Genomic DNA, 16,206 nt, shown 5'->3' on the forward strand with positions numbered 1-16,206 from the left:
CCCGGCTTTTCCCGGAGGGGATATCGGCTATGGTGCGGGCCATGTGAGTGTCGGCCTTTCCGGAGGCCGGGGGAGACGGCATGGACCCGCGACCAATCGGCGAGATTTTGCTGGCCGAAGGCCAGATCACGGAGCGCGACCTGGAGGGGGCGCTGCGCTACCAGGGCGAGATCGGGGCGCTGCTGGGGCAGGCCCTGCTGCGCATGGGCGCGCTCTCGGAAGAAGCGTTGCTGGGCGCGCTGTCGCGCCAGCTCGATCTGCCGGTGCTGGGCCGTGAACACCTGCCGGAGGATGCCGGGCTCTATGCCCGCGCCGCCGAGGCGGTCGGGGTGTCCCGCGACTGGCTGCTGCATCATGATGCCGCCGTGTGGTTCGCCGTGCCGGGCGACGCCGACGAGGGCGCCCAGGACGCGGTGACGGCCGGCGAACTGGAACCGATCCTGATGGTGTTCGCCCGGTCGCCGCTGGAGCCGGTGCTGATGGACACGTTCGAGCGCAAGGCGCCGGGTCCGGTGCAGCTGGTGCTCGGTTCCAACCGCCTGCTCGACACGGCGCTGGCCTCCTTGCGCACGGCCGGACGGGCGGAAAGCAGCGACCAGACCGACGACGCCCAGCGCCTGCGCGAAATGGCCGAGGAAGCGCCGGTCATTGACTTCGTCAATTCCATGTTCGAGGACGCGCTGCGCCAACGGGCGTCGGACATTCACATCGAGCCCTTCGAACAGCATTTCCAGGTGCGCTTCCGCATCGATGGCGTGCTCGGCCTCGTGCAGACCCTGCCGCGCGCCCGTTTCGATGCCGTGGCCAGCCGCATCAAGCTCCTGTCCGGCATGGACATCGCCGAGCGCCGCCTGCCCCAGGATGGCCGCCAGTCGGTGCGCTTCGCCGGGCAGGACATCGATCTGCGCGTGTCCTCCCTGCCCGGCGCCTGGGGCGAGAGCCTGGTGCTGCGCCTGCTGCGCAAGCAACAGGAATTGCCGTCCCTGGAAGGGCTTGGCCTGGACGGCGCGTCGATGCGCACCTTCCGCTCGCTGGTGGCCGAACCCAATGGCGTCATCCTGGTCACCGGCCCGACCGGTTCGGGCAAGTCGACGACGCTGTATCGCGGCCTGGAAATGATCAATGACGGCGCGCGCAAGATCATCACCATCGAGGACCCGGTGGAATACGACATGGAGGGCGTGACCCAGGTCCAGGCGCGCGCGGACATCGGCTACACCTTTGCCCGCGGCCTGCGCGCCATCCTGCGCCAGGACCCGGACGTCATCATGATCGGCGAGATCCGTGACGGCGAGACCGCGGCGATCGCCGCCCAGGCCGCGCTGACCGGGCACCTCGTTTTCTCGACCCTGCACACCAATTCCGCGCTGGCCGCGGTCGAGCGCCTGATCGACCTCGGTGTCGAGCGCTTCCTGTGCTCCGCCGCCCTGCGCGGGCTGATGGGCCAGCGCCTGGTGCGCCAGCTGTGCCGCAGCTGCGCCGAGCCGGCCGGTCCGGAAGAGCGCCAGGAAGGCGAGCGACTGCTGGCCGAGGCGAGGGCCCAGGGCGCCCGCCTGCCCGATATCGGCACGCCGGACTGGAAGGCCCCGAAAGGCTGCCCCGCCTGTGCCAACCAGGGGTATTCCGGCCGCATCGCGGTCTATGAGGCGGCCCGCATCACCGCGCCCGTGCGCGCCGCCATCAATGCCGGCGGCGAGCCGGCGGCCCTGCTTGCCGCGGCCCGCGGCGACGGCTTCCTGACCATGGCCGAGGATGGCCTGCTGAAGGCCGCCCGGGGCCTCACCTCGGTGGCTGAAGTGATGCGCGTGGTCGGTACGGGCAGTGGCCCGGCCGGGGCGGCGGCCAGCGCGCACGACCAGGGTGTGTCCGTATGAGTTCAACCCAGATGTCCGATGCCGCCCGGCCCGTCCTGGTCCTCGGCATGCACCGCTCCGGCACGTCTTGCCTGGCCGGCTGCCTGGAAGAGGCCGGGCTGTGGCTCGGCGAGGTCAACCGCGCGGCCGCCTTCAACAAGAAGGGCAACCGGGAGAACCGCGCCGCCATGGACCTCAATGACGTGGTGCTGGCGGCGGCCGGCGCGGCCTGGGACAATCCGCCCGCCGAGCCGCCGGCGTGGAGCGACGAGGCGCGGGCACGCCGGGACGAGATCCTGGCCGGCTATCCGGACGACCGCGTCTGGGGGCTCAAGGACCCGCGCTGCCTGCTCACGCTGGACGGCTGGCTGGAACGCCTCGATCCGCGCCATGTCGGCACGTTCCGGCACCCGCTGGAAGTGGCCGCCTCGCTGCAGCGCCGGGCCGAGGCCTGGAATGGCGAGCTGGACATCGAGCACGGGCTGGCCCTGTGGCGCGCCTACAATGCGCGCCTGCTGGCGCGCCATGATGACCAGGCCTTCCCGATCATCCGCTATGACCAGGACGCGGACCGCTATCTCGACCGCGTTCGCGGTGTGGCCGGCGATCTGGGCCTGCCGGCGCCGGACGCCATAACCTTCCTAGACAGCTCCCTGCGTCACGAGGCCGCCGACGCGCCGGTCCCCGACAGCTGTCTCGACCTGTGGAACCGTCTCAATGCCCTTGCCCTCTGAGCCTGCCCGGCCACGTGTCAGCGTCGTGGTCATCGCCTACAACATGGCGCGCGAGATCCCGCGCACGGTGACATCCCTCCTGCCGCCCTACCAGACCGGCCTGGCGGACGGTGATGTCGAGGTCATCGTCATCGACAATGGCTCGCCACACCCGGTTTCCGAGGCCGATCGGGCCGCCTGGCCCGACTGTGTGCGCTATCATTTCGTCGAGGATGCCAGTGCGTCGCCGGCGCGCGCCCTGAATGAGGGCGTGGCCATGGCGCAGGCCGACTGGGTCGGCGTGCTGATTGACGGGGCCCGCATGCTGTCGCCGGGGGTCCTGTCGCTGTCACTGCAGGCCCGCTCCCTCAGCCCGCGCGCCGTGGTCGGAACGCTCGGTTTCCATCTCGGCCCGAAGCCGCAGCAGATCTCCACGCGCGAGGGCTATGACCAGGCCGAGGAAGACCGCCTGCTGGCCTCGATCAACTGGCCCGGTGACGGCTATCGCCTGTTCGACATCGCCGCCCTGGGGCAATCGGCACGGCTGGGATGGTTCGGACATATCGCCGAAAGCAATGCGGTTTTCCTGTCCAAGGACCTGTATCAAATGGAAGGCGGCTATGACGAGGCCTTCACCATCCCGGGCGGGGGAATCGTCAATCTGGACTTCTTCAAGCGGCTGACCGAGAACCCGGACAATCTCTACGTCCTGCTCTATGGCGAGGGCAGTTTCCACCAGCACCATGGTGGCGTGACGACGTCGCGGCCGGTGTCCGAGCCGGACCCGGAGACCGGCACCAAGACGACGTGGCAGCGCTATGTCGATAACTATCGCGACATCCGTGGCGTGGACTATGATTTCCCGCGCCGGCGGCCGCTGATGCTCGGAGAGCATTGTCCGCCGGTCATGCGCGCCGTGGAGCGCATGGTGGCCGAGATGGCAGAGGCACGGGCGCGCTCATGAAGTACGAGCAGGACGATGTGATCCGGCAGAAGGTCGAGGAAGGCAAGCACCGCCAGGTCATCGGCGGCTTGTGGGACATGATGGGGCGGCTCCAGCTCGACTTCCTGCGCCAGGCGGGCCTGCAGCCGGGCCATCGCGTCATCGATGTCGGGTGCGGTTCACTGCGCGCCGGGGTTCCGCTGACGCGCTATCTGGAGGCCGGGCATTATTACGGCATCGACAGTCAGGAAAGCCTGATTGATGCGGGCTGGGAGCGCGAGATCAAGCCGGCAGGGCTGGCGGAGAAGCTGCCGCGCGATCACTTGCACGCCACGTCCGAGTTCGATGTCAGTGTGTTCGGGACGCACTTTGACTACGGCATTGCGCAATCGGTATTCTCGCACCTGCCGCTGGAGCGGCTGGTCGATTGCCTGAATGCCGTGGCGCCCTGGTTCCGGGTCGGCGGGACATTCTTCGTGACCTATTTCGAACGTCCCGATGATGCCGCGCCGGACACACCGCTGGCACATGCCCCCGGGGGCATCGTGAGCTATCCGGACAGAGACCCCTTCGACATGACGCCGGGGGCGCTGCGCGCAGCGACGCCAGACGAATGGACGCTCGACCTCGTCGGCGAGTGGGGGCACCCTCGCGACCAGCGGATGGCCGGTTTTATCCGGCGCTAGGAGACGCGGCAGCATGGCGATCTTCGTTTACAAGGCCCTGGGTCCCGATGGCGCCACAGTGGAAGGCCGGATATCGGCCAGCGACAAGGTCGATGCCTTGCGCCAACTGGAAGGCCAGGGTGTGGCGCCCTATCAGCTCGCCGTCAGCGGCCCCGAGGACCGGGTCTACGCTCGGCGCAAGGCCCGGCCGCAGGATCGCTTCCGCTTCATGCGTCAGCTGGCCGTCTTGCTGAAGGCCGGCATGCCTTTGCTTGACGCATTCGAGACGGTGGCAGCGGACGAACCGTGCCGTGATCTGGCGCAGCAGGCGGCCCAGGTGCGCCAGGACCTGCGCTCGGGAACACCCCTGTCGCGTGCCTTCACGACCCATATGGCCAAACTGCCACCGTATGCGACCCGCCTCATTGAGCTCGGCGAAGCGACCGGGCAGCTGCCCAAGGCCCTCAACGACATCGCCAGCCAGATGGAGCTCGACCTCAAATCGGCGTCCGAGGTCCGCAATGCGCTGGCCTATCCCAGCTTCCTCGCGGTTGCCGGCCTGGGAGCGGTGGCCTTCATGTTCCTGTTCGTGGTGCCTCGCTTCGCCAACCTTCTGGGAGACGACCGCTCGTCCCTGCCGGGGTTCTCGCGCTGGGTCATCGAGACGGGGGTATTCATGAGCGAGAACCTCATCCTGACGCTCATCGTGATCGCGGCCGTTGTGGTGGGGGCAGGCTTGCTGGCGCGCAATCCCGGGGTGCGCTCCGGAATTTTGGAGGCGCTGTTCCGCATGCCGGTCGTCGGTGGTTTTCTGCGAGCGTCCGAGGTCGCCCGCTGGGCGCGGGCGTGCGCCACCGCCCTGTCCGGTGGCGCGCCTCTCCTGGATGCCCTGGTGCTGGCGGAAAGCTCGGTTGTGTCCTCCAAGCGCCGCCAGTCCCTGGCCGAGGCCCGGCGCGCGATACGAGCCGGCGAAGCTATTGACCAGGCCTTGAAGACGCACACGGATTTCGACGCCATGACGCTCAATCTGGTGCGTACCGGCCGGGCGTCAGCGAGCATGGACGAGATGCTCACCTTCATTGCCGAGATCTATGAAGAGGAATCGCGCAATCGGGCCAAGCAGCTGACGTCGCTGGCCGAACCTCTGGCGGTCCTGTTTATCGCCGGGGTTGTGGGTCTGGTAGTGGTGAGCCTGGTCATGGCCATGACCAGCCTGTACGACGTGGCGCTCTGAGCGCGGCGCGCGTCAGGCCTTCTCCGGTGAGCGCCAGCGTTCGGCAGGCCGCCCGCCGCATCCAAGGATTTCATTGCTTGCCGGCAGGCGTCTCGGATCACGGGCCATCGCCGCCCACACGGCACCCGGGTGGAACCAGTCGAGTTCCTTCCACACCAGCCCATTGCGCTCGGCCTGGTCGACGAGCCAGTGCTCCGGGTAACGGACATTGGCCGGATAGGTCCAGGGCGCTTCCGGGACCGGGGCCGCAGGGCCTGCCTTGATATAGCTGAGGATGAAGATGCCATCCGGCGCGAGTGCCGAGGCCGCGCTTGCAAACAGGCGTGCCGTGTTGTCGGCACCACTGTGGGTGATGATCGACTGCGCGACAATGAAATCGAAGGTACGGCTGAAAGCCCCGCAATCGAACTGGTCATTGGTGTCGAATGATGGGCGCTTGGTTTCCAGCAGGCTGTTGCCCGTTTCGAATCTGACCGCGTCCTCGATCAACCAGTCATTGGGTTCTATGCCGAAATAGTGTCCGGGCGAGAGGAACGGAATCAGGCAGCGGCCAAGCCGCAAGCTGCCGCAGCCGAAATCGAGGACGGTGTCCGTTTCCTCCAATCCCAAGGCAAACAGGAGCGACAATTGGAGCTGTGTCAGAAGGCCGTAGCGGGCGGGCGGGCCGACATAGGCGCGGTAGTGACTGGGGTCGCCAGCCTTCAAGGCGTTCACATCCTGCTTTGGTGTTTCGTAAAGCACAGCCCAACCCCCTGATGTGCCCTTGGATTTTTCAATCTCTACCTTAAACGGGATAAGACGAAGCGTGCAATTCAATTCGCCCGTGCGGCGTATCATTGGCCGGTTCCGGCGGGCATGGTAAAAAGTCACCGGGCTGCTTCATCCCTGTTTCGGTGTTGGTGAGTGAATAATGGCGTTTGAAAATACCAGTAGGCTTCGATCTGGCCTGAACAGACTTGCGCGGAAGCGCCCGGGTTACTCCCTGATGGAGATCCTCGTCGCCGTGGCCATCATCGCTGTCCTCGCTACCCTGGTCGGACCGCAATTGTTCAACCAGCTGGATCGTTCAAAGGTGACCGCCGCGCAGACCCAGATCCGGATGATCGAGTCCGCGCTGGATACGATGCGCCTGGATATCGGGCGCTACCCGTCTGAAAGCGAAGGCCTGGCCCTGCTTACCGCTCCTGTCGAGGGCGTCCAGGGAACCTGGTCCGGGCCGTACATGGATGGTGGCTTGCCAAGTGATCCTTGGGGAAATCCCTATCGTTACCTGCCGGCGCCGGTTCCCGGAGATCGGGGACAAGTCGTGTCATTTGGGGCTGATAATGCCGAGGGTGGCGAGGGTTTGAACGCGGATATAGGGCTATAATCGAGCTTCAGGCACCTTCCCGCTCTGCAGGGTTCTCCCTGCTGGAGATCCTCGTCGTCCTGGCCATTCTGGGTGTCACGGCGACCTTGAGTGCGCCAAGCGTCGCTCGCATGGTGGAGCGCCGGGAGGCTGCTGCCGTTCTGAACACGGCGGTCGCTGAACTGATCGATCTCAGGGTACATGCCTTCACCCGCTCCGCCGCGATCGGCTCCGACGACATCGAATCCCAGATTCGCAGTCAATTGCCGGACGGCTGGCAGGTCGAGGTCGCGGAGGGATTTGCATTCAACGCGCTCGGGTATTGCACCGGAGGGCAGATCGCGCTGATTCAACCGAATGGCACTCGGCGCACTCAGTCGTTCGCCGCCGGCAATTGCTCGCAGGTCCAGTCAGCCATTGCTAGAAATCAAGCGGGCTTCGGGATTGAAGCCAGGCCACCCGACGCAGGCTGATCGGTCTGGACACCTCGCCCAAGGTCAGCTCGGCATTAATCTGGTAGAGCGAAATATCGTAGAGGCCGGCGCCCAGATAACCGTCGGCGAATGGTTCCGAGGCGATCAGCTCGCTTTGCCATGTCAGGGTCCATTCCGAAATGACCAATTCACCTTCCGGTTGCCCGATCGGATCGATGGCCTGCAGGTAGGCGAGGGCGCTTGCTTCCACGTCCAGTCGTGCCGCTGTTGCCTGCAGTCGAGCCGTCGAGTTCGCCAGTGAGCGCTGCAGCTCGAACAGGGGAATCATGGCGGCGGCAATCACGGCGATTGCGACCAAGGCCTCCATGACCGAGAAACCGTCGCGCCTCACGTCACCGCCTCCCAAATGGCCACCGTCAGAAAGCCGGCAACAAGTCCGGGCCCGAAAGGCATGCGCGTGTTCGACCGCACCGATAAGGCCAGCCCGGCGAGAGCTGTGAGCACTACGGCAACAAGTAGCGCCGGTCCCACATTGGGCAGTGACACCCAGGAGCCCGCCGCGACGGCGAGAAACACATCTCCGCTTCCCAATCCGATCCGCCCGGAACGAGCCCGCACAAACAGCCAGGCCAGCACGAGAATGCCGCCCGCCAATGCCGCCGCCGCCAAGCTTTCGACAATTCCATTGACGCCCGCTGTCGATACCGCATTGACCATGCCCGCAGCCAGAATGCCGGCGCTCGCTAGATCTGCGATCAGGCCAGTTCGCAAGTCCGTCACGACGATGTTCACAGCGCCTACAACGGCGATCGACGCCGCTGTGGCGCCGACATAGTCCCACCCCGAGCCCAGCATGAGAAAAAGCGTGCCAAGTCCGGCGACGAAAGGCGGCGCGCACCAAATGAGGGCGGCGGGCCGGGATGATGAGCGTCGCAGGGTGGCCCAGTCGCCGACGCAGAGCAGGCCGGAATAGGCCGAGACAAGCAACAGCGCGGCTAGGGCCGCTATCGGGGCAACCCCGCTGGCCATGCCATCAAGGCCCCGGCTCGTCCGTGTCCTGCCATCCGGCAGGGCGGATCTGCATGGGCTCGCTGGGCGGTACGAGGGTCCGGCTGCGTCCAGTCTGATTGCTGAAATTCCGGTTCATTGCACCCACCAAGGCATCCACCAGCACCTGGCGGTCATTGCGGGTGTCCAGAATGTACGGTGTGACCAGGACTACGAGCATCGTCCGTGTAGACGACAGGGTTTCGCCGCGGAACGGCATTCCGACGACCGGGATGTCCTTGAGAAAGGGAACCCCGGTATTGCCGCGCGTAAACCGGTTCTCGATCAGGCCACCCAGGACCGCGGTCTGGCCGTCCTGCAGCGAAAGCTGGGAGCTGAGCGAGCGGTTGGAGATCACCGGACTGGCAATCGCAGTATTTTCGTTGGCTTCCGCCGAGCTGACCTCCTGATTGATGGTCAGGTCGATGCGATTGCCGCTGTAGACGCGGGGTTCGACCGTCAAAAGGATGCCGGTCGAGCGGTACTGAACAGTTTGCAGGATATCGCTGGAGCCGCCGGTTTGGGTCGTCGCCGCCCGCTGGGACGTGATGATAGGGACGTCGGTGCCGACCTGGACCGAGCCTTCAACCCCCGATCGGGTCACGATTCTCGGCGTAGACAGCACATTGATCTGGTTGTTGCCCGCGCTGGCGCTGGCAGTCAGGGTGACCTCGCCGGTTTCCACAACCCCGCTGAAGCCGTCATTCGAGGCGAGCGAAGCGGTAAAGCGCGGCGCGATCTCGGAGTCGAAAATCAGGTCGAGGCTGTAACTCGAGTCATCGGTAAGCGTGACTTCCGCGATCGTCACCTCGATGAGGACCTCCGGCACCGGAGTGTCGAGTTGGCGGAGCAGGGTGCTGACCTGCTCGAACTCCGCCTGGGTGCCAAAGAAGATGATGCGATTGCCCTGCTCGTCGATGGTCAGGTTGCCGATGCTGGTGACACCAGCGGGTCCACCTTCGGAACCACCGGTCGAGCCCTGGCCCGCAGGCACGCCCGAGCCAGCTGCGCCGCCGCCGATCACGCTTCCCACGATTTGAGCGAGACTGGACGCATCCGCATTCAGGACCTGGTAGACGAACGGATTTCGCGCTTCGCCGCGATAGGCTTCTGCGTCCAGGTCTCGCGCCAGCTCAAGCACGTGGTCGGCTTGCATGCGATCGGAGGCGAAGATCATCAACTGGTTGGTGAAAGCGAGCGGCAGCAGGGTGATGGGGCGCGGAAATCCGCTTCCTACACCGATCGTGAAGCCTTCCAGCGTCAGGATCTCGTTGAGGGTTGTCGCCAGTTCTGTGGCGTCCCAGTTGGCCGGGGAGAACGTCACCACCTGGGTCCCTGCAAACTGCAGCTCATCCATCTCGTCGATAATGGCCAGCGCCGCGTTCACGTCGTCCGCCAAGCCGCTCAGAATGAGCGCATTGGTTCGACGGTTGTTCCGGATCATCAGCTCGGAGCGGTTAGGCAGGGCCTGCTCCAGGATGGCCTGCATGTCCGCGACATCAATTGCGGACAGTTGGACGAACTGGACAACGGGTCTTAACCCGCTGGGGACGTCCGAGTGGGCGCGCGATGTTATGAAACGCGGCATCTGGGCCCGCAGCTCATCAAGCTGGACAACCCTGAACAGCCCGTTCTCGTAGGTGACGCCGAGCCCGTAATCTTTCAGAGCCTCTTCCACCAAGGCGAGAAAGGTTGCTGGCGGCATGTCGCGGACACTGCGGAGCGAGATCGTTTCGTCCAGTTCCAGGACTTCCGGTCCGAGTGTAAAGGGTTGCTCCAGGATCTCGCCGAAAACCGTATTGAGGAAGGCCGGCAGGGGCTGGGGCGGCAGCGTGACGTTGATCAGCTCGCCCGAAAGTCGCGGGACTTCCCGGGGCCCGATTGTGGACGCGCTGCGTCCGGGCGAGATGGAGGGAACCGACCTGACATCGACGTCGGGGCCGAGACGATCGCTTTCGGGTGTCTGGCCGAGCTGGATCGCCGCCGGCCCGTTCGATGCGTCGGTGTCGGATGCGGTGACGGGAAGCGTTAGCTGCATCCACCGCTCCTCCGGCGGGCCCGATTGGCTGGCGCAGCTCGTCATCAGGGCCGAGCTGGCGCAGGCGACGATGATGGCGTGCTTTCTATTCATTGGAATTCCCCTCCGGCCTGAAGGCGTCGAGCCTTCGAACCTCGCCTTCCCGTGTCAGGATGATGTGAGTTGGTGCGATCGTCGAGATGACCCAGCCATCCGCAAGGCGGTCGCCTTCCCGAAAAACCGCTGCTCCGTCCTGTTCGCCGTAGAGATACAGGCGCCAGTCGCCTGAACGGCGGACAAAAGCTGAGAGATTGGGCGTGTACAGCGCGACTTCCAATGTGTCGACGGACGGCCCTGCCGCTCCTTCTCCAGTGGAATCGGGTGTGCGCAGAGTGGCTTCCGGGAACAGGCCTGCGGCTGAAATGCGCGCGACGAACTCGTCGATGTCATCCGCATCGGGGATGGTGATCGCAGACCAGTCGCGGGCATTTGTTTCCAAGGGCGCATCGGGACGCCCAAGCGCCGAAAACGCGCCCATCAGAAAAGCGGTGGTGGCAAGGAGAACACTCAGGAACAGGCGCGCGGATGACGTCATGACCGAGTCCCGGTGCTGTTGTTCTCCATGTCGTTCCCCACGACAGCGGGGGCCTCAAGCCGGATTTCCAGATTGCCGTTCACCCGACTCCAGCTGAACGCCGTCGGCACAAGGAGCTGGGGATTGCGGGCCAGTTCCTGAAACAAGGCGAGAAACTGTCCCCGGGGATCCCGGGCCGACAGGGAAAGCTCGAAAACGACCGATGAGCCTGCAAGGGGCGTGGGTGCGGGCTCTACAGTCACCCGTGGCCGGGTCAGGTCGGCAACGCGAGCGGCCGCTTCAACTTCGCCCTGGAGTTGGGCGACGATGATACCGGCGGTATCTCCCCTCCAGAACGCGCTCCGCGTCCGATCAACCGAGTCTCGGGCTTCATCCGCCCGCGCGATCCAGCTGTCGTCATTGGCAAGCGCGACCTGCAAATTCCGTTCGCGCTCGAGCTCAGCCACCTCGGCGCGCGTCTGGTTCACGCGACTCCCCAGTTCGCCAAGGCTCCATAGTGCGAGGATCAATAGCAGCGCGCCGAGCCCCAGCATTGCGCGAGGCGTGGTCTGCTCCCGCAGTGATGCGAGTAACGTCTCGGCCCTGTTCCTGAACGTCATTGCGTGTCCTCGACTTCTGCCAAGACCGTCCAGGATCTTGCCTGGCGGCCCGGCTCGATCAACACGCCCGTGATGTCGGACAGACGCTCGAGGGCCTGAACAAGAGGAGCGGGGGCAAAATCATCGGGCGCTGAAATCTGGATGGTCAAGCTGTTGTCGCGGAGGGAGAATTCCTGCAACTCCGCATCATAGGCCGCAACCGTCTCCGCGAAGACTGCGAGCAGCTCGGTCGGATGAACCCGATCAATCTGTTCCGCATAGATGGCAAGTTCCTGGATCGCGGCTTGGGTTGCGGTTCGCGCCGCGCCCAGTTCCGATGTGGCCTCCCTCAGACCGGAAAGCTCGTTCGAGAGAGAGGATTTCTGGATCTCCAGGAAAGCCAGCTGAGCGGCGAGATAGAGCGCCGGAGCAACGAGCAGGGCGATTGCCATGGCGCCCAGGTCTTTCCAGTGAATGTCCCGAAGGCGAAGCAGCCGCAATGCCAGCGGTTGTCGACGCGCATGCGCGAGCCAGGTCGGCCGGACCGGTTCCGGCGCCGTCGCCGGCCCAGACATGCGTGCCCCCCGAAGGAAGCGCTGCCAGGCCCGGTCGTCCGGGCGTTCGGGCCACCATCGAGACGCGGCCAGAACATTGGACTCCCAGATTTGGCCTTCAAACCCGTCGGAGCAGCGCACCAGGCGGGCTCCCTGCCCGGGTGCATGGAGCGCGGTTTCCGGCAAGGCCCGACCTTCAAACTTGTCGAGACCCGCAAGGGCCGATTTGGGCCAGCTCCAAACGCCGACTTTCCGGTCTCCCCATTCGAAATGGAATTCGGGGTCTGGAATAGCGGTGCGCGTGCGTGCCGCCAGCAGGGTCGCCTGAACTGTCTTGGGTCCCAGTTGGCCCGGCGGGTGAGGCATCAACTCGTAATGGCACAAGCCTCGGCTGATGATACATTGTTCGCCAAGCCAGAAGCGGCGCAGACGGTCGCCGCCACGCTCAATCAGACCGTCCGCCCGAACGCGCGTTCGCGGCGGGTTCGGGAATACCCTCAACACTCTCAGCACCCTCAACGACCATAACGCTCCGCGCGTACTCCCCTCCTATAACGTATTTGCTACGCAGGAAGAAGGGCGCGATGGAGCTACCCAAATTGATGTCGACAACGGTTCGTCGCAAAGGCGTGCCGCTTGACGGGTGGGTCAGTATCACAAAAGTCGGGCCGGGGAATGACGGGCCGCTGAGCGGGTCCAGCTCTTGATCGTATTCGGGCCGGCCGACCGCTGCGAAAGATGTGTATTCGCCGACTTCAAATGCACGCTTGGCTTGGTGTGCGGTTGCGGGATCCTCCAGCATGGCTCGCAACATTGGCTCGGACACGAGGCGCGGGTTGAGATTGTTTGTGGTGCGGACCCGAGCCAGCATCAGCATTCTCGCAGGGTCGGTACACAGTGGCGTTTCGTCCCAACCGAGCGCTCCGCATGCTTCCAATGCGTCACCTATGGGACGATTGGGCGGGGGCGGGGCATCGCCGTATTCAGCCGCTTCGGCTCCCCCCAAGCGCTTGAAGTCGTCTTGGTCCTGATAGTCCGCGAGGACAGCCGCCAAGCGGCTGGCCTCTGCACCCGGAATACCGAACAGGGCCAGGTTGCGGGCCTGAATACGCTCGTCGAGCGTGGCAATGTTCAGAAAGGACTGGTCGTCCAGCAATCTGACCAGGGTGTCGGTGTCAGAGTACCGGAAGGGTGAGCCATCGGCTGGCAGTCCCGGAGCGCCAGGGGTCGCATTGCCGGTCGTGCCGAAAAGGGCGGAATCGGCAGATCCGCCGATATTGAGGCCGTAAGCATTCACCGGTTCGGTCAGAAGCAGGTAGAGCAGGGTCTGCTCAGCCGAAATCATGTCGACTTCCTGGGAGGTGCGATCGGCCAATGCGGTGATGGCGCCCGCCGAGCGCTGAACCTGGCGGGCAGCCACTGTCGAGACGATTGCAATGACCGCGATCGAGGCCAGTGCCAGGGGGAGAACATAGCCGGCTCGCCGGGCCATTATGGACGCTCCGAGCCGAACAGGTCCTGATCCCGGAATGGGGGTGGGGCGGTCACAGGCAGGTAAAACAGCATGGTCGTGTCGGAACCGTCAGCTTCGCTGATTGATAGGCGAATAATCACGGGAAGAGGGATGTAATGTAGGCCGCGCAGCGCATCCGGGTCGGGCCAGGTCTCGGTCCAGTGTTGATCGCGCGAGGACACCTGGCTCCGGTTACGCGACCGCAGAAACTGGGATGCAATGTCTCCGGCGGGTTCAACGAAATAGTCGAAGGCCCCAGTTGCTCCCGGCCATGCAGCGACTTGAATGATGTTGTCTCCCTCGCGGTATAGCAACTGAAGCTGGGAGCCATCTTGCGATGTTTCCAGTGCGAGAGAGTAAGCGCGCCGCGGACCCAGTGGCCCGGTTAACGGTGCCGAGGTGACTGCCGAAAAGCCGCTGGGCGTGCCGGCAAAACGGGCCTCGCTGTCGAGATAGTCAGGTAGGGTAGCCGCGATGGTTGTGCGTAGCGATGCCTGGTCGATTATCGACCCCGTTGCAAACCGCGCCGCCTGTTCAATGCGGACCCCGTTACTGGTCGCAACCCGAATGGATTCGATGCTGACGATCGCGACGATACTGGCGATGGCGAGCATGACCAGCATCTCGATGAGGCTGAGGCCGGCTTCAGGTCCAAATCTGTGTTGTCGGTCTCTGGTGCGTGGCATCTTGGCTGCAGCGGGTTACGGGACGAACCCTCATTGGACCATACACGACCCGGGCTCAAGCCGAAGCAACCGGGATGCTTGCGATACACGCGCCGGAAAAATCATGCCGGAGGCTATGATGGCACCCTCCAGCGGTATAAACGCCTTTGTCCCGGACGTGTAATCGCGGTGTGGCCGAGTGCTGAGCCGGGAATGGCGGTTGGTTCGGTGTCGGTGAAGTTGGGGGCAGTGGCATGCTTGGGTCCGGGGCACTGAGCCTTTCTGAGAGGCGTCGCCGGCTTGGAGGCTGGATTCGGCAGCTTCTTGGAGGCTTCCTCATACGGTTCAAGCGGCGCGGTTTTCACTTCGGCCGGTTTCCCCGATACCGCACCTGGCTCACGCAACACCTGGCCGCATCAGGGCGATTACCGTCCGATCTCCCGGTTTCGGTGCTGATCCCGGTCTTCGAACCCTCTGTTAGCGAATTCAGGGAATTGCTGCTGTCCTTGACGCAGCAGTCCCACACGGCCTGGGAAGCGGTCATCTGTGACGACGGGTCGTCTGACCCAGCGCGGATCCAAGCGGAGGTGGCCCGTCTCGACGACCCGAGGGTCAGACTCATCCGGCTTGACCGGAATTCCGGAATCGCCAGGGCAACGGCAGCCGCATTGGCAGAGGCGAGACATGAAATCGTGTGTTTTGTCGACCACGACGACGTCCTTACGTCGGTCGCCCTGCGCGAGGTGGCGGGGTATTTCGAACGCCACCCAGAAACGGCACTGGTATATACCGACGAGGACAAGATCAGTGGTGGCGGCCGCTTTGATGAGCCCTATTTCAAGCCCGATTTCGATCAGCGTCTTCTTTATTCACGAAATTACATCAATCACTTGACCGCTGTGCGTGCCAGCGTTGCCCGTGCGGTGGGGATGGGCGAGCGGGGCCTGGATGGGGCGCAGGACTATGATTTCGTGCTGCGAGTCATGGAGCATGTCGGACCGGAAAGCATCGGGCACATCCCTGTGGTGGCCTATCATTGGCGCCACAAACCCATGTCCTCGAGCTTCTCTCATCGATTCAAAGAGGAAAGTGAGGCAGCCGGGCGCCGTGCCCTTGAGGCCCATTTCAAACGAACGGGCCAGACGGCGCACATTCACCAGCAAGATGGCAATCGACATCTGGTGTGGCCCGTCCCGCGTGACCAGTCCGTCAGCGTCATTATCCCGACGCGCGACAAGATAAACCTCCTCGACCAGTGCGTGGCTGGAGTGCTTGAGAGTGGAAGCGATCTGTGTCTCGAGATCGTTGTGGTCGACAATGACTCGCGTTCAACCGAGGCGCGGGACTGGTTGGAACAAGTTCCGGCGCGTGACAGTCGCGTGAAGGTGATCAGGGGCCCGGGCGATTTCAATTTCTCGGCGCTGGTGAATGCCGGTGCCGCGAGTGCCCGCAGTGACCTGTTCCTGCTCCTCAACAATGATGTGAGTGGTGGCAGTAAGGGCTGGTTGGAATTGCTTGCGGGGGAGGCGCTGCGGTCGGGTGCCGGGCCAGTCGGGCCGAAACTGCTCTATCCGGATGGACGCATCCAGCACGCCGGTGTCGTGCTCGGGCCGGATGGTGCGGCGGGGCATTTCATGAAGGGCGAAAGGGCCCATCGGGCCGGCCCGTTCCATCATCTCCAGCTGACCCGGACCGTGAGTGCGGTTACCGGAGCCTGCATGATGGTGCGACGCAGCGTCTTTGAGGAATGCGGGGGCTTCGACGAGGCATTCCCGGTCGCGTTCAATGACGTTGATTTCTGCCTGCGTTGCGGTGCGGCAGGGTTCGCATCGATCTGGCGCCATGATGTGGTCCTGACCCATCTGGAGGGCGCATCGCGGGGGCGCGAGGATGGATCGAATCCGGCCTACCGGGTGGCCCGGGAAGATTTTCAGAAGAGGTGGGCCAAGCTTATTGAGCGCGACCGCTACCAGAATCCGAATCTCGACCCGACCGCCGAGTTGGCCAGCTTGAACTGGGGCATGGCCTCGCAGGGCGGATAGCGGCA

At 64.3% G+C, this 16,206-nt stretch carries 17 protein-coding genes and 1 pseudogene; 9 read left to right on the plus strand and 9 right to left on the minus strand.

Going from position 1 to position 16,206, the window contains the following annotated elements; translation table 11 throughout:
* Positions 1 to 80 precede the first annotated feature (80 nt).
* From ACXYMR_RS09495 to ACXYMR_RS09515, 5 genes are read left to right on the plus strand one after another with little or no spacing between them, the layout of a single operon-like run.
* On the plus strand, positions 81 to 1,874 hold the full coding sequence (locus tag ACXYMR_RS09495; RefSeq protein ID WP_458942621.1) for a GspE/PulE family protein: 1,794 nt from the start codon (positions 81 to 83) through the stop codon (positions 1,872 to 1,874).
* On the plus strand, positions 1,871 to 2,587 hold the full coding sequence (locus ACXYMR_RS09500) for a sulfotransferase family protein (RefSeq protein ID WP_458942622.1): 717 nt from the start codon (positions 1,871 to 1,873) through the stop codon (positions 2,585 to 2,587). The genes ACXYMR_RS09495 and ACXYMR_RS09500 overlap by 4 nt, the downstream gene beginning before the upstream one ends.
* The gene (locus tag ACXYMR_RS09505; protein ID WP_458942623.1) at positions 2,571 to 3,530 is read left to right on the plus strand and encodes a glycosyltransferase family 2 protein; all 960 of its coding nucleotides are present in this window, start codon (positions 2,571 to 2,573) and stop codon (positions 3,528 to 3,530) included. Before ACXYMR_RS09500 ends, ACXYMR_RS09505 begins: the two co-directional genes overlap by 17 nt.
* A complete protein-coding gene (locus ACXYMR_RS09510; RefSeq protein WP_458942624.1) occupies positions 3,527 to 4,195 on the plus strand; it encodes a class I SAM-dependent methyltransferase in 669 nt (222 codons plus the stop codon). The genes ACXYMR_RS09505 and ACXYMR_RS09510 overlap by 4 nt, the downstream gene beginning before the upstream one ends.
* Positions 4,196 to 4,208: 13 nt before the next feature.
* Positions 4,209 to 5,408: a type II secretion system F family protein gene (locus tag ACXYMR_RS09515; protein WP_458942625.1), complete on the plus strand. Its 1,200-nt coding sequence runs from the start codon at positions 4,209 to 4,211 to the stop codon at positions 5,406 to 5,408.
* A 12-nt stretch (positions 5,409 to 5,420) separates the two neighbouring features.
* Here ACXYMR_RS09515 and ACXYMR_RS09520 read toward each other — a convergent pair whose 3' ends face one another.
* Positions 5,421 to 6,245, minus strand: a complete 825-nt coding sequence (locus tag ACXYMR_RS09520) for a methyltransferase domain-containing protein (RefSeq protein WP_458942626.1) — start codon at positions 6,243 to 6,245, stop codon at positions 5,421 to 5,423.
* Between the two features lie 73 nt (positions 6,246 to 6,318).
* On the opposite strand from ACXYMR_RS09520, the gene gspG reads away from it, so the two are divergent.
* The 3 genes and pseudogenes from gspG to ACXYMR_RS09535 all read left to right on the plus strand — a co-directional run bounded on the left by gspG (position 6,319) and on the right by ACXYMR_RS09535 (position 7,229).
* On the plus strand, positions 6,319 to 6,777 hold the full coding sequence (gene gspG / locus ACXYMR_RS09525; protein ID WP_458942627.1) for a type II secretion system major pseudopilin GspG: 459 nt from the start codon (positions 6,319 to 6,321) through the stop codon (positions 6,775 to 6,777).
* Positions 6,777 to 6,863, plus strand: a pseudogene (locus tag ACXYMR_RS09530) (prepilin-type N-terminal cleavage/methylation domain-containing protein); the annotation flags it as partial. The gene gspG and the pseudogene ACXYMR_RS09530, both read left to right, overlap by 1 nt.
* A 24-nt stretch (positions 6,864 to 6,887) precedes the next feature.
* Positions 6,888 to 7,229, plus strand: a complete 342-nt coding sequence (locus tag ACXYMR_RS09535) for a hypothetical protein (protein ID WP_458942628.1) — start codon at positions 6,888 to 6,890, stop codon at positions 7,227 to 7,229.
* On the opposite strand, the gene ACXYMR_RS09540 is transcribed toward ACXYMR_RS09535, so the two are convergent.
* From ACXYMR_RS09540 to ACXYMR_RS09575, 8 genes are all read right to left on the minus strand, one after another.
* Positions 7,177 to 7,581: a hypothetical protein gene (locus tag ACXYMR_RS09540; protein WP_458942629.1), complete on the minus strand. Its 405-nt coding sequence runs from the start codon at positions 7,579 to 7,581 to the stop codon at positions 7,177 to 7,179. The genes ACXYMR_RS09535 and ACXYMR_RS09540 overlap by 53 nt on opposite strands.
* Positions 7,578 to 8,219, minus strand: coding sequence for a prepilin peptidase (locus ACXYMR_RS09545; RefSeq protein ID WP_458942630.1), 642 nt, complete (start codon positions 8,217 to 8,219; stop codon positions 7,578 to 7,580). The genes ACXYMR_RS09540 and ACXYMR_RS09545 overlap by 4 nt, the downstream gene beginning before the upstream one ends.
* Before the next feature lie 4 nt (positions 8,220 to 8,223).
* Positions 8,224 to 10,320 (minus strand): secretin N-terminal domain-containing protein, encoded by a 2,097-nt coding sequence (locus ACXYMR_RS09550; RefSeq protein ID WP_458942631.1) that lies wholly within the window; start codon positions 10,318 to 10,320, stop codon positions 8,224 to 8,226.
* A 40-nt stretch (positions 10,321 to 10,360) separates the two neighbouring features.
* The gene (locus tag ACXYMR_RS09555; RefSeq protein WP_458942632.1) at positions 10,361 to 10,849 is read right to left on the minus strand and encodes a SctD/MshK family protein; all 489 of its coding nucleotides are present in this window, start codon (positions 10,847 to 10,849) and stop codon (positions 10,361 to 10,363) included.
* On the minus strand, positions 10,846 to 11,448 hold the full coding sequence (locus ACXYMR_RS09560) for a hypothetical protein (RefSeq protein WP_458942633.1): 603 nt from the start codon (positions 11,446 to 11,448) through the stop codon (positions 10,846 to 10,848). The genes ACXYMR_RS09555 and ACXYMR_RS09560 overlap by 4 nt, the downstream gene beginning before the upstream one ends.
* A complete protein-coding gene (locus ACXYMR_RS09565; protein WP_458942634.1) occupies positions 11,445 to 12,167 on the minus strand; it encodes a hypothetical protein in 723 nt (240 codons plus the stop codon). Before ACXYMR_RS09565 ends, ACXYMR_RS09560 begins: the two co-directional genes overlap by 4 nt.
* Positions 12,168 to 12,426: 259 nt before the next feature.
* Entirely contained in the window at positions 12,427 to 13,473 is a 1,047-nt protein-coding gene (locus ACXYMR_RS09570) for a hypothetical protein (RefSeq protein ID WP_458942635.1), read from the minus strand.
* On the minus strand, positions 13,473 to 14,108 hold the full coding sequence (locus ACXYMR_RS09575) for a hypothetical protein (RefSeq protein WP_458942636.1): 636 nt from the start codon (positions 14,106 to 14,108) through the stop codon (positions 13,473 to 13,475). The genes ACXYMR_RS09570 and ACXYMR_RS09575 overlap by 1 nt, the downstream gene beginning before the upstream one ends.
* A 305-nt stretch (positions 14,109 to 14,413) precedes the next feature.
* Here ACXYMR_RS09575 and ACXYMR_RS09580 point away from each other — a divergent pair, with 305 nt between their 5' ends.
* Positions 14,414 to 16,201, plus strand: a complete 1,788-nt coding sequence (locus ACXYMR_RS09580) for a glycosyltransferase family 2 protein (RefSeq protein ID WP_458942637.1) — start codon at positions 14,414 to 14,416, stop codon at positions 16,199 to 16,201.
* The last annotated feature ends 5 nt before the right edge of the window (positions 16,202 to 16,206 follow it).

It is taken from the genome of Maricaulis sp. CAU 1757 (assembly GCF_054482675.1).

Coding starts and splice junctions, on each gene's coding strand:
- ACXYMR_RS09495 (WP_458942621.1), top strand. CDS start 81: ATGGACCCGCGACCAATCGGCGAGATTTTGCTGGCCGAAGGCCAGATC.
- ACXYMR_RS09500 (WP_458942622.1), top strand. CDS start 1,871: ATGAGTTCAACCCAGATGTCCGATGCCGCCCGGCCCGTCCTGGTCCTC.
- ACXYMR_RS09505 (WP_458942623.1), top strand. CDS start 2,571: ATGCCCTTGCCCTCTGAGCCTGCCCGGCCACGTGTCAGCGTCGTGGTC.
- ACXYMR_RS09510 (WP_458942624.1), top strand. CDS start 3,527: ATGAAGTACGAGCAGGACGATGTGATCCGGCAGAAGGTCGAGGAAGGC.
- ACXYMR_RS09515 (WP_458942625.1), top strand. CDS start 4,209: ATGGCGATCTTCGTTTACAAGGCCCTGGGTCCCGATGGCGCCACAGTG.
- ACXYMR_RS09520 (WP_458942626.1), bottom strand. CDS start 6,245: ATGATACGCCGCACGGGCGAATTGAATTGCACGCTTCGTCTTATCCCG.
- gspG (WP_458942627.1), top strand. CDS start 6,319: ATGGCGTTTGAAAATACCAGTAGGCTTCGATCTGGCCTGAACAGACTT.
- ACXYMR_RS09535 (WP_458942628.1), top strand. CDS start 6,888: ATGGTGGAGCGCCGGGAGGCTGCTGCCGTTCTGAACACGGCGGTCGCT.
- ACXYMR_RS09545 (WP_458942630.1), bottom strand. CDS start 8,219: ATGGCCAGCGGGGTTGCCCCGATAGCGGCCCTAGCCGCGCTGTTGCTT.
- ACXYMR_RS09550 (WP_458942631.1), bottom strand. CDS start 10,320: ATGACGAGCTGCGCCAGCCAATCGGGCCCGCCGGAGGAGCGGTGGATG.
- ACXYMR_RS09555 (WP_458942632.1), bottom strand. CDS start 10,849: ATGACGTCATCCGCGCGCCTGTTCCTGAGTGTTCTCCTTGCCACCACC.
- ACXYMR_RS09560 (WP_458942633.1), bottom strand. CDS start 11,448: ATGACGTTCAGGAACAGGGCCGAGACGTTACTCGCATCACTGCGGGAG.
- ACXYMR_RS09570 (WP_458942635.1), bottom strand. CDS start 13,473: ATGGCCCGGCGAGCCGGCTATGTTCTCCCCCTGGCACTGGCCTCGATC.
- ACXYMR_RS09575 (WP_458942636.1), bottom strand. CDS start 14,108: ATGCTCGCCATCGCCAGTATCGTCGCGATCGTCAGCATCGAATCCATT.
- ACXYMR_RS09580 (WP_458942637.1), top strand. CDS start 14,414: ATGCTTGGGTCCGGGGCACTGAGCCTTTCTGAGAGGCGTCGCCGGCTT.